This window comes from Vibrio sp. 378 (assembly GCF_033339435.1).
The window spans coordinates 1-13,838 of the sequence record NZ_JAWOUO010000007.1 but is presented as its reverse complement, the minus strand read 5'-3'; the positions used below and the strand labels follow the sequence as shown (position 1 = coordinate 13,838).

General features: G+C 45.1%; 4 protein-coding genes. 2 read left to right on the top strand and 2 right to left on the bottom strand.

Annotated elements, in window-relative coordinates:
* Positions 1–60 precede the first annotated feature (60 nt).
* Positions 61–6,981 carry a Calx-beta domain-containing protein gene (locus R7Q48_RS14125; protein ID WP_318132338.1) on the bottom strand — a complete coding sequence of 2,307 codons (6,921 nt, stop codon included), beginning with the start codon at positions 6,979–6,981 and terminating at the stop codon, positions 61–63.
* 401 nt (positions 6,982–7,382) lie between these two features.
* Here R7Q48_RS14125 and R7Q48_RS14120 point away from each other — a divergent pair, with 401 nt between their 5' ends.
* Both R7Q48_RS14120 and R7Q48_RS14115 read left to right on the top strand, forming a co-directional pair.
* Positions 7,383–8,699 (top strand): TolC family outer membrane protein, encoded by a 1,317-nt coding sequence (locus tag R7Q48_RS14120; RefSeq protein WP_195723090.1) that lies wholly within the window; start codon positions 7,383–7,385, stop codon positions 8,697–8,699.
* A 2-nt stretch (positions 8,700–8,701) separates the two neighbouring features.
* Entirely contained in the window at positions 8,702–9,316 is a 615-nt protein-coding gene (locus R7Q48_RS14115) for an OmpA family protein (protein ID WP_031781371.1), read from the top strand.
* A gap of 88 nt (positions 9,317–9,404) precedes the next feature.
* Here R7Q48_RS14115 and R7Q48_RS14110 read toward each other — a convergent pair.
* A partial coding sequence (locus tag R7Q48_RS14110) for an Ig-like domain-containing protein (protein ID WP_318132337.1) occupies positions 9,405–13,838 on the bottom strand: 4,434 nt, incomplete at its 5' end.

Below are 13,838 nucleotides of genomic sequence, written 5' to 3'. Positions count from 1 at the left end.
AACTTACTGCATTACTAAATGAAAAACGGAGCTTTCGCTCCGTTTTTCATTTTGAATCATTTACTCTCGTAATTGTTCAAGATTAGAAATCAAACTATTGGCAATATCAGAAGCAGAAGCTCCGTCAAAATTAACCTCCAACTGTTGTCCATCTTTATTTATGGTCAGAGTTGAGTTACCTCCACTTTCAGTCACCGCCACCGTGATATCATCCACGCTTCCGTGATAATCGCCAGAGCCGAGATCATCAAGTAATGTGGAAATATCAGTACCACTCATATCATCAAATACATCGGTAAAATCGAGCTGATCCCCGTCACTGAAATCCGTCACGGTGTCAGTTGCGGATTGCATCTCTGTCCACTTGAAGATGTCATCACCTCCGCCACCAGTCAAAATATCATTACCTAGACCACCAATTAGAATATCATTACCATCGGTGCCTACAAGAACATCATCTTGGTCTGTTCCCATGATGATATTAGGCTCTTGCTGTAACGAAGCAGTCTGTGTACCGAAAGCGGTCACTGTTTCAAAAGAGACATTGTTAAAATCAATATCAACGGTTGCAGTGGTATCGCTTTCTAAACCATCTGAGTCAATCGCTTTGTAATCAAACGAGTCGTTTACATTATTAAAACTTGTAATCTGAGTACCAACTAGAGTAAAGCTGGCTTTATCACTTGAACTGTCTGTTTCAGGGAACAAGCGAATCTCATCAAAACTGCCATTACTTAGCGATACGTCAGCGTAACCTTCTTGATTACCAGTAAATACGATGTCACTGGTGTGTATGGTTTGTATATCAACAAGAGTATCGCCCATATAAAAGTATGCTTGAATCCAAGCGCCGCCACTGTTAAACCTATCATTCAAGCTTGCTAGGTTTAACCTTGCTTCTCTAGCTTCAAGCCCTTCATCTAATTCAATGGCAATGAACTCACTCGTACTAATTTCATCCCCTTGGCCAGTTTCGCCCGGTGACACTACAACTAAACCTACCTGCTGAGCGGCAAAGTCGACCTTGATTTGAGCATTATTGACAAAGTCACCATTACCATCAATGGTTCCTCCAAAGAAACTTAAACCGTTAACATCGACTGAATCGGCAATGAAGTCTTTAGAAAATTCATCGAGTAAATCTTGGGAATCAAAGCTTTGCTCATCAAAGAAGTCTTCCGTTAGTGCATACCTGACTTCCGTAGTTTCTGGAATCACATCACCAATGTCCAATATGACTTCATTGTTCTGATCATCCAAGTAATAGAGATAGCCATAGTCTGGAAGCGTCGTGACACAGATGCTCGTTTCTTTATCATCTTGAAGATCAAAGTCATCTTCAAAGTCTTGCGCATGTGGTGCAAAGTCAATTAAAGCGTCTCCTCCCACACTAAGGTCAACCGAAATGCCAAAGTCTTCTACTGTCGGAGGTGTATTGTCATCATCAATAATCGTACCAAGGCCTGACGCTGCAGGTGATTGCCCTTGAATCGAACCAGTTAAAACAAAGTTTTCTGAAGATTCATAAATCTGGTCTTCAACAGTGTTTACCGTAACACTAAAGTTAGTATCACTCGCAGGTACGGAGACATCAAACGTTCCATCAGGGTTTACCGCAATAACTTCCGTCGTGTTATCAGCATAAGTAATGGTCACACTCGTAGCGTTAAAATCATCTCCAGCGACAGCGGTTCCGTCTAAGAGAGACATACTAACCATAATCGCAACCGCACTTGCATTACTCAGTGTAACGTTAAATTTCGCATCGTTACCTTCCACCACTTGAATATCCGTAATTTCAGTGACAGTTGGTATGTCTGCATCATCGTTAATCGTTACGGTACCGACCGCAGCAGTTGTTTGCACAGCAGTGGCACCGGATAATGTAAAGTTCTCATCACCCTCATAAATATCATCGTTTAACGTCACCATAGTAACGTTAAATGTTGTGTCTAAAGCTGGTACAATGACATCAAACGTACCATCTGGGTTCACTGAAATAACGTCGGTACTACTATCAGCGTAGGTAACGGTTACTGTCGTATTTGTATAATCCGAACCTCCTTCAGCTGTCCCATTTGCTAATGTCATATTAACAACGGTGTTTGTGGTACTTGCATTGCTTAAAGTGACTTCAAGCGTTGCCAGCTCACCTTCACTAACTATGGCATCCGTAATCGCTGCTACAGTCGGTCGGTCATCATCAGGATCTGGTCCTGGGCCACTACCATCATCAACAATAGTACCGGTACCAATCACAGAGCCAACTTGGTTATCAGTGTTACCTGATAACGTAAAGGTTTCAGGTCCTTCGAATAAGTCATCATCTGTTGTACTTACAGAAACACTATAAGTCGTATCATTTGCGGGCACATCGACAATAAAGCTGCCATCTGGATTTACCGTAACGACTTCTATGCCGCCACTCTCATAAGTAATTGTTACTGAAGTATCGGTGTAATCCACACCGCCTTCTGCTGATCCGTCAGTCAGCATCATATTGACAGTGGTGTTGGTGGTGCTTTCATTACTCAACGTTACATCTAGTGTTACAATATCACCTTCGTTTACCGTTGTAGAGGTAATCGCTGCCACTGTTGGGCGATCGTCATCTGGATCAGGTCCTGGCCCCGAACCATCATCAAGAAGAGTCCCTATACCCATTGCAGATGTAATTTGAGTGGCAGTTTTACCCGAGAGTGTTAAAGTCTCTGCGCCTTCGAATAGGTCATCATCAATAGTATTCACTGTGACGCTGAATGAGACGTCGTTCGCGGGAACTGAAACATCAAATGTTCCGTTTGCGTTGACAGTAATGACATCTGTTGAGTTATCCGCATAGGTAACTGTAACCGATGTATTGATGTAGTCTATGCCCCCCTCTGCGCTACCATCAGCGAGCACCATATTGACCAAACTTTCACTATCACTAGGGTTACTTAAAGTAACATCAAAAATGATAGGTTCACCTTCATTAACCACTTCACTAGAAATAGAGGCAACGCTGACTGTATCGTTATCAAGAATCGTTACCGTGCCTGTAACCGGAGTTGTTTGTATCTCGGTCTGTCCAATTAATGTGAAATTTTCATCGCTTTCGAACAGCTCATCGTCGGTGGTACTTATCACAACGTCAAAGGTCATATCACCAGCTGGTACGGACACATTAAATGTACCATCAGGGTTCACAGGGATAACGTCTGATGAACTATCTGCATAGGTAACAGTAACAGACGATTTGGTGTAATCTACCCCTCCCTCTGCTGTGCCATCATTAAGTGCCAGATTAACGAGAGTATCCGTAGTGCTTAGGTTACTCAAAGTGACAACCAACGTAGCAGACTCACCTTCGTTTACGGTTGTATCACTAATTGCCGCAACAACCGGACGGTCATCATCCGGATCTGGACCCGGACCACTGCCATCGTCCACTATCGTTGCCGTACCCGTATCGCTGCCTTGCACCGCGCCAATGCCAGTTACTGTCACACTGAAATCTTCAGGGCCTTCATAAACGGTGTCATCAATGGAAGCGATACGCACATCAAATTCGGTTTGCCCGGCAGGCACCGTCACCACACCATCATTTGGCACTGCAACCCAGCCACTTCCCGTGCTGTATTCTAAGGTGCCCAAATCTCCAACTTCGGTATCGCCAAGATTAAGACCCAGTTCCACCTGCGTTTCCGCTTCAGACGCGTTCGATAAGGTGACTGTGAAGTTCGCCGTATCACCTTCATTAATAATGCCAGCATCGGTAATAGTCACGCTCGGGCGGTCATCATCCGGATCAGGGCCCGGGCCACTGCCATCATCCACTATCGTTGCTGTACCCGTATCACTGCCTTGCACCGCCCCGATGCCGGTTACTGTCACACTGAAATCTTCAGGGCCTTCATAAACGGCATCATCAATGGAAGCGATACGCACATCAAACTCGGTTTGCCCGGCTGGCACCGTCACCACACCATCATTTGGCACTGCAACCCAACCACTTCCCGCGTTGTATTCTAAGGTACCTAAGTCACCGGCTTCAGTGTCACCCAAGTTGAGGCCTAGCTCGACTTGAACAGTGGACTCGGAGGCATTCGACAGCGTCACTTTGAAGTTCGCCGTATCACCCTCATTAATCGTGCCAGCGTCAGTGATGGTCACATTCGGGCGGTCATCATCCGGATCAGGGCCCGGGCCACTGCCGTCATCCACTATCGTCGCCGTACCCGTATCGCTGCCTTGCACTGCCCCAATGCCAGTTACTGTCACACTGAAATCTTCAGGGCCTTCATAAACGGTGTCATCAATGGAAGCGATACGCACATCAAATTCGGTTTGCCCGGCTGGCACCGTCACCACGCCATCGTTTGGCACTGCGACCCAACCACTTCCCGTGTTGTATTCTAAGGTACCTAAGTCACCGGCTTCGGTGTCACCTAAGTTGAGGCCAAGTTCCACTTGAACTGCAGATTCGGAGGCATTCGATAAGGTGACTTTGAAGTTCGCAGTCTCACCCTCATTAATAATGCCAGCATCGGTAATAGTCACACTTGGACGGTCATCATCCGGATCAGGGCCCGGGCCACTGCCGTCATCCACTATCGTCGCCGTCCCTGTATCGCTGCCTTGTACCGCCCCAATGCCAGTCACCGTCACACTGAAATCTTCAGGGCCTTCATAAACGGTGTCATCAATGGAAGCGATACGCACATCAAATTCGGTTTGCCCGGCTGGCACCGTCACCACGCCATCGTTTGGCACTGCAGCCCAACCACTTCCGGTGTTGTATTCTAAGGTACCTAAGTCACCGGCTTCGGTATCGCCGAGATTAAGACCCAACTCCACTTGCGTTTCCGCTTCAGACGCGTTCGACAGCGTCACTTTGAAGTTAGCTGTTTCACCTTCATTAATGATGCCAGCATCAGAGATGGTCACATTCGGACGGTCATCATCCGGATCGGGACCCGGACCACTGCCATCGTCCACTATCGTTGCCGTACCCGTATCGCTGCCTTGCACCGCGCCAATGCCAGTTACTGTCACACTGAAATCTTCAGGGCCTTCATAAACGGTGTCATCAATGGAAGCGATACGCACATCAAATTCGGTTTGCCCGGCAGGCACCGTCACCACACCATCATTTGGCACTGCAACCCAGCCACTTCCCGTGCTGTATTCTAAGGTGCCCAAATCTCCAACTTCGGTATCGCCAAGATTAAGACCCAGTTCCACCTGCGTTTCCGCTTCAGACGCGTTCGATAAAGTGACTTTGAAGTTCGCAGTCTCACCCTCATTAATGGTGCCAGCATCGGTAATAGTCACACTTGGGCGGTCATCATCGGGATCAGGTCCTGGACCACTGCCGTCATCCACTATCGTTGCCGTACCTGTATCGCTGCCTTGCACCGCGCCAATGCCAGTTACTGTCACACTGAAATCTTCAGGGCCTTCATAAACGGCATCATCAATAGAAGCAATGCGCACATCAAACTCGGTTTGCCCGGCTGGCACGGTCACCACGCCATCATTTGGCGCTGCAACCCAGCCACTTCCCGCGTTGTATTCTAAGGTACCTAAGTCACCGGCTTCAGTGTCACCCAAGTTGAGGCCTAGCTCGACTTGAACAGTGGACTCGGAGGCATTCGATAGCGTCACTTTGAAGTTCGCCGTATCACCTTCATTAATAATGCCAGCATCGGTAATAGTCACACTTGGGCGGTCATCATCGGGATCAGGTCCTGGACCACTACCGTCATCCACTATCGTTGCCGTACCCGTATCACTGCCTTGTACTGCGCCAATGCCAGTCACGGTCACACTGAAGTCTTCAGGGCCTTCATAAACGGTGTCATCAATGGAAGCGATACGCACATCAAATTCGGTTTGCCCGGCTGGCACCGTCACCACACCATCATTTGGCACTGCAACCCAGCCACTTCCCGTGTTGTATTCTAAGAGACCTAAGTCACCGGCTTCGGTGTCACCTAAGTTGAGAGTCAGTTCAACCTCAACATCTATAGCTGATGGATTAGATAACGACACTTTAAAGCTAGCCGTTTCACCCTCATTAACTATCCCTGCATCGCTCATCGTTACCGTTGGGCGATCATCATCAGGACTTAAACCTGGCCCACTACCATCATCAACAATGGTTGCCACCCCGGTTGCAGGTGTATTTTGTTCTTCTGTTGTGCCAGAAAGCGTAAACGTTTCTGGGCCTTCGAATATAGAGTCATCTATAGAGTCGAGAGAAACCGTAAACCCGCTTTCACCTAATGGGACCGAGACTGTAAAAGTACCGTTATCATCAACCAAGATTTCTTCCGTTGTACCATCAGAAAATGTTATGAGAACACGCTCATTAACGTAGTCACTTCCGCTCTCGTCAGTTGAACCGCCAGTTGCGGTGCCATCAAGTAGCGACAAAGTGACATCAGTATTGTCCTCTGTTGCTTGGTTTAAAGTAATATCGAATACAACCTGATCACCTTCGTTGATAGTCGGACTGGATATTTCCTGAACAATTATCGTTGCAGGAATGGGGGTTGCTGTTGGTTCTGGTGGTTGTATTTGGAGAATATCGAGTAGCGTCTCTACTTGAGTACTTGAAAATCCTGTTCCGTCAGTTCCCACTGTCTCAAAATTGGTACTAGCGAGTAATTCAGCACCTGTGCGATCTATAGCTCCCGTATTCTGTGGGCTAGACCCGTTTCCTTCACCTGCAGCAGGTTCAAACTCTTCACCCAGCTCTGTCGGGTCTTCCCCACTCGCAATTGCTTCAATTAACGCAGTGATATCATCAGTTACATTTATTGAACTTCCTTGTGGTGTCACCTGCTCGATAACAAGTTCAGAAGTATCTGATACTTCATCGATTATTAACTCTCCTGGTTGAGGTAGTTGACCCTGACCTAAAGTCCTAATCTCCCCGTCCAACCCGATAACGACAATGTTGCCCGCCAATGAGCTAAAAGTTACACGTTCCATATCTACCTCGCCCCACTTCAAACCAAGTCAAAAGTTTGTCACCCCTACATTTACGTCTATAGTTTAGTCAAAATCATCATATTTTCGTTGTATGTGTAGCTTGTAGGACGTTTGATAACTCTAGGGGCAGAGTTACAAAAAAGCGCAGAGTGACACAGGCCGTGAAACGCTATGATATTAAGAATTCAAGCTTTTCTCCGAGCTAAACTTGCTATGTTGCTAAGCAACATTCGACATATGTGCTAAGGTTTTAAAAGGCGAAATCTTGGATTTTTGAAACAAAAGCTTTGTTTTAACAGTAGGTTGATAAATCCCTTACTCAAGCACTGTTATTTATGATGTTTCGTCTCAGTTATGAGATGAAATAGCAAAAAGCAACACGAATTTTTAGGAGAAATACCGTGAAATGGAACCGACTAAATATTGCTTGCTGCTGTAGTTTAATGGTGTCTATACCCGTTTTCGGTCAAACTTTAGAGCAAGCCGTGGCATTGACGTTAAAAAACAACCCTGACATTAAGAGTGCATTTAATGAATTTACGAGCCGAAAATACGTAAATGAAGCATCTTCGGGTGCTTACTTACCCTCTATTGATCTAGATGCGGGTATTGGGTATGAAGGATTAGACCCTTCTGACGAGGTGGGACGTGGAGATACAGATTACACTCGAAAAGAAGCATCGGTGACACTAACCCAACTTATCTGGGACGGCAGTGCGACTCTTAATGATATCGACCGAACTGCAGCGGATGCTGAATCAGTAAGATTTCAACTTTTGGCCGACGCATCGGATAAAGCACTTGAAGTCACCAAAGTGTATCTAGACGCTGTAAAAGCTTACGAAATACTCAAGCTGTCTGAAAACAACCTGGCTGTTCACAAAGATATCTACGATGACATTAAAAAACGAGTCAACTCGGGTATCGGCTCTACCGCTGACTTAACGCAAGTAGAAGCACGTTTGGCAAAAGCACACGGCAACTTAGCCGCTGCTCAAAATAACCTGTATGACTCTCACACGATGTTCACTCGTTTAGTCGGTCAAACACCGCAAGGGCTAATCTTTCCGAGAGCGGACCAAAACTTTATTCCGTACACAATTGATGAAGCGGTAGGCTTGGCATTTGAACTGCACCCCGTTATTCAAGTCGCACTCGCAGACGTAGACTCGGCTAAGTTTCAATACAAACAGTCTAAAGGTGTTAACTACCCAACCATTTCCATTGAAGCTTCGCAAACATGGCGTGACGACGCTGATGGTTTAAAAGGTCGCAGTGATGAGACACTTGCCATGCTGCGTCTACGCTACAACCTGTTTAATGGCGGCAGTGATGCAGCGAACTCAGAAAACTTCGCCTACCAGCTAAATAAAGCAAAAGACTTGCGTGAAGGTGCCTATCGCAATGTTGAAGAAGGGTTAAGACTTTCTTGGAGTGCGCTTGATTTAACATTACAACAAAAAGAGTTTCTGTCAGATCATGTTGACTCTGCGTCTGAGACCGTAATTGCTTACGAGAAGCAATATCGCATCGGTAAACGAACACTGCTTGATCTATTGAACACTGAAAACGAGCTCTTTGAGGCGCGTAAAGACTACTTAGATTCTAAATACGCAGAGCAGTACGCCAAATATCGAGTGATGAACGCAACAGGTCAACTGTTGAGTGCATTAAGGGTCGAAATGCCTAAAGAATGGCTAGAAGAAGTGGAGTATTAATTATGAAACACATAACTCTTATTGCACTCTCATTGATGATTTCGGCATGCAGTTCATCCGATAAAGGCGATGAGTATGATTACATCGATACGCCAATTGCCGATCAGTGGGCTGATCATATAGATGATGACTCAGACGGTGTTATTAACGAGCGCGATTTGTGTCCGGGTACTCCTTTAGGAGCCGAGATAGATAACGATGGCTGCGGTTCGTATGTCGACTCCTCACAAGAAATGCAAATTCGAGTCCTATTTGCGAACGATTCCGATGTTATAAACCCTATCTTTACGCAACAAATTCGTGAGTTGTCCGATTTCTTGAAAGAGTACCCAAATACGTCTATCGAGATTCAGGGCTATGCTAGTCGCACTGGTACTGCAGAACACAATCTCGACTTATCCAAGCGCCGGGCTGAGAACGTTAGAAAAGAACTCATGACGAATGGTATTAGTGGGGATAGAGTTACCATTGTGGGCTATGGGGACACAGTGCTTGCAACACAAGGCACTGACCAAGTGAGTCACGCGCTAAACCGTCGAGTAACCGCAACAGTGATTGGTCACAAGGGCGAAGTTAAGAAAGAGTGGACCGTTTTCACTACACTTCCAAAAAGCTAACACAACCATAAACAGAACGTAAAAATAAAAGGTCTAGCAAATTGCTAGACCTTTTTTGATTTTCAATTTTACCTAAATGGTAACGCCACTACATATCTTTGTATTGCGCCTCTAAACTTGCAATCAAGCTTTGAGTCACATCATCAACGCTTGCACCGTCAAAATGGATGTCTAATGTCGAGCTACCTTTTGTAATACTCAGGTTTGTCTCAGAGCTGCCATCTGGTGCCACTTCTACGTGATACTCTCCGACATCACCGGTATGATCACCTGATTGAAGATCATTAAGAAGCTCTCCAATTTCATCTTTAGATAAGTCATCAAAGAGATCAGAGAAGTCTAGAGTGTCTTCATCTTTATTGAAGTCAGTGACAGTGTCGCGTTCATTGGACACATCAATCCATTTAAAGATGTCTTCACCGTCCCCCCCTGTCAAAATATCATTGCCGAAACCACCAATTAAAATATCATTATCTGCACCACCGAACAGCTTGTCGTCACCGCCTTGTCCAAACAAAATATCATCACCTGAACCACCAGAGATGGTGTCTGCTTGGTCGTAATAACGAGACTGTTCAAATTCTGCTTGGTTTTCAGTAATGTAGTGATGAACTTCTTCTTTCGTAACTAACGAAACATCCTTACCTAGTTGAGATGCTACGTAGTTTTGTAGCGCGGAAACTCCTTGCTCACCATCGACGTCGAAACGCATGGCATCACCAAAAATAATGTCATTTCCATCAAGGCTGTTAATCTCATCTTTGCCTTGCATCAATGAAACTTCCTTACCAAGGATCACTTCTGCTAGTTGGTTTACATCTATGTTAGCTCTTACTACACCATCAGAGTCGAAGTTTTCTAACGAATCTTCATCTAAGTAGCGACCAAGACCTATCGAACGAACCTCACTAAATTCAGCCAATGCTTGATATGCATTATTCGCTTGAGATAGAACATTATTTCCATAATCATCATAGACATATGAGTTAAGCATTCTCCCCACCTGTTCACCAGTAGAGAGCGAATACACCGCCCCGCGAAAATCTATGATTGTTTTATTGTTGTATGTGACTGTATCACCAAACCTGTAATCACTTGGCAAAACATCCGCTAGCGTCACTAACTTTTGTTCTGACACGCCAAGTACGACACCCTCCCAACCACTAAACCAACTCGTATTGTTATCCGTAGCTTGGTTTGGTTGACCATCAGATATGAAATAACTTAGGTTTGTTGCGCCACTATCGGCATTAGCAAACCAGTCTAGTGCAGATTGGAACCCGGCTTCATAATTTGTATTACCATCACCGATTTGTAAAATTGCATCCAATGTAGACTCTATTTGCGATGTTGCGTTGTCAGCACTCAAATCTAATTCAAGTACCTGAGAGCTCCCAGTAGCAAATGTGGTCAATAAAACGTTCACTTTGCCCGAATGAGGGCCACTAGCACTTTCGGTAAGAGTATTCAGCACTGTTTTTAGCTCACCTAGCGCTAGACCAACGTCGTAACCCATGCTGCCTGATGTATCGAGCATAAAAGCAATGTTGTAGTCCTGCCCCTCGACAATCTGTAATCCTTGAACATCGCCAACAATCACATCATTGCTATCAGATCCAGCTATCTTGTTATCACCATGCGTACCGGAAACAAAATCATAATCTCGAACTGAAACAGAAGCCGTGTCCGTTCCCATTTGAGTATTGTTATTAACTTCAACACTTCCTGCCGTCGCTGTTACATCAAAATCTAACGAACCATTGTAATCGGCTGGTACAGTAATCGTACCGCTTAGTTGATGACTGGTTTGATTTGGTGCACTTGAAAGGTCAACCGTGTAAGAACCATCGCTGTTTTCAGTAACCGTTTTGCCATTCACCTCTAATGTTAGCCCTGAAGGAATTCCCGTTAAGGTGACGCTATCGTTAATGAATGACTCACTGCCATCCACATCGATAAGATCAAGGTTCAGCTCAAAAGAGACTTGCTGCTCTGTAAGTACAACATACTCTCCTGTGTTGTTATTTAGCTTGATAATGGCATCTTGGAAGATAAGTTGTTCAATTTCATAAAGGTGGTCACCCGACTCTTTATGAGTGCTCGAAACAACATCTTTTGTATCAATAAATCGGCTATCTTCGACAATCCAATACGGGACCTCTGAGTGGTCAGATGCAGGGTAATAGTTGAAGTTGTAATCAGACAACTTGCCAGAGTAAACAACTGTGTCCGTCTCCGCTTGATCATCTAATGAACCAATACCGCCATAGATAGAATCATTACCTCCTCCAGTCACAAAGATATCACTGCCTTGAGCATCAACGTTCGCACCTGCTTGTTGATCTCCGACAAAGCTCAGTGGCGATTCAGTGTCACCGCTTAGCATTAAGTCATTACCAACATGTCCGTTATTAAACGTTTGTGTCACCACATGTTCAAAGTCAAGCCCTGGTAAATTACTTGCCTCAAGCAGATCTTTAAGTTCTTCGTCTGTAGACCAGCTTCCGCCTAGTGTCACAGGTACAGACGTTACTGGACCGAAAGTAAGGTCAATCTTAATTGGGTCCGCGACAGGCTCTATGTCGATACTCAACGTACCTGAAGCAGAAGAATTGCCATCACTAACAGTGAAATGAATCTGCTCGTAAGTATCCAAGCCGTTCCCAACACCGTCTTTATCGAAAACATTTGCACCAGATTCATGTTCAGCAGGAACATAACGAACAAGACCATTTTCGATATCAGAAGCGAGCACACTTCCAGAAACCGCTTCCCAACCATCAGAACCTTTCACTTGCAGTGAGCCATTTAGAGCAGAAGTGTCAAACTCAACACTTATACTACTATCAACGATGCCTAAATGTTCTAGTGTTATAACAATAGCTTCGTCTTCTAATCCGGAAATTTCGTTGCTTTGAACTGCTGGCGGAACATCATTATCATCAATATAGCCAACGCCAGACACATCTCCGACTTTAATCACAAGACTCTCTGTTGATTCAACCAACTGATCATCAATACTTGGAATGGTAATCTCAAAGCCATTCACTCCGGCTGGGACAATAAGGTATCCGCCCAAATACTTCACGCCATTAGTAAAAGTTGCGTTCGACAAATCAATGTCTTGAGAGCTCACACTAGAACCCTCTGCAGAGAAATCCACTTGATACTTAACGGTCTGATCTGTCGCGTTATTTAGTGAAACAGAAAACGTGACATTGTCACCCTCAACAACAGTAACACCTGCAATGCTCTCCACCACAGGTCCATTTTCCGCAACATTACCATCTAGTATTTCGTTAACGATATTGACCGTAGACGGATCACTAACTCCACTTTCAGAATCGACTGCCACATATCCAAAGCTATCTCCGGCAGGAATACCTTCTACATAACGTAACTCCCAGTTCCCTTCATTTTTCGTAGAAAAATCTAACTGAGTAATGACCGAACCTTCAGGAAGAGCTAGTTCTTGCCCAAAACCAACGCTTGTTTCTTGGAATAGCATGAAGTTGCCTTCAGGCTTCAAGAACTCGAACGTTTGAGTCTGTTCGATATTGTTTGAATCTAAATACGTAACCGTAATAAGCGCAGCGTTGTCATCACCGTAATCAAACAATCCACCTAATCCATCTAAGCCAAGGTTTACGCTGCCCACAGGGTTATTAGACAAATCGATCGTAATTGTCTCGCCTTTCTCAATACCCTGCCCATCATTGTCAGCAATACCGTTTCCGATATGTGACACTTGGCGGTTGTATTGAGCAAGTTCACCACTATCAGAAGATATAGTGATGGAGGAACCATTAACTAAATACTCAGTACGGGAGTGTGATGGACCTCCGTCCTCACTTAGCCCCCAATTATTGAAATCTGTTGTAGACTCGGAACTATTTGGTGTATCTGGGCGATCCTTGATACCTAATAAGAAACCCACATTATCAGCTTCATAGTAAAGGCTATCTTTTTCATAAAGAGTGTCACTGACTTCTTTTATTTCATGCAGTTCACCGTTGTTATCTCTGAAGAACAATGTTCCTGAGGTCGGTAGTTCAGTAATCCGCACATGCAAATCGTTGCCATTTAAGTCATCTTCAATATCCGCTATATGATCCTGAGAGTCGCCATCACCTAAAGGTTTCGTATCAGTATCAAATACAACTTGCGTCAAAGGCTTGTCAGTAACATGCGTAAAGTCCTCACTGTCAGGCCTGTCATTCACTGGTGTGACATCGACGTTCACCGTGGTGGACTCCGATACCCCACCGGAGGTGACGATGTAGGTGAAGCTGTCTGTGCCGTGGAAGTTGTCGTTTGGCGTGTAGGTTACGCTACCGTCCGGGTTGACCGAGACCGTGCCGTTGGCTGGACCGTTATTGGTATCGAGCGACACCACTTTGTCGTCGCCTTCGAACGTGTCGTTACCTAAGACCTTGATGATGGTTGGCGTGTCTTCCACAACCGTCGCGTTGTCTGCCACGATGTCTGCCACAGGCGCTACTGTGAAGTTCACCGTTTGGCT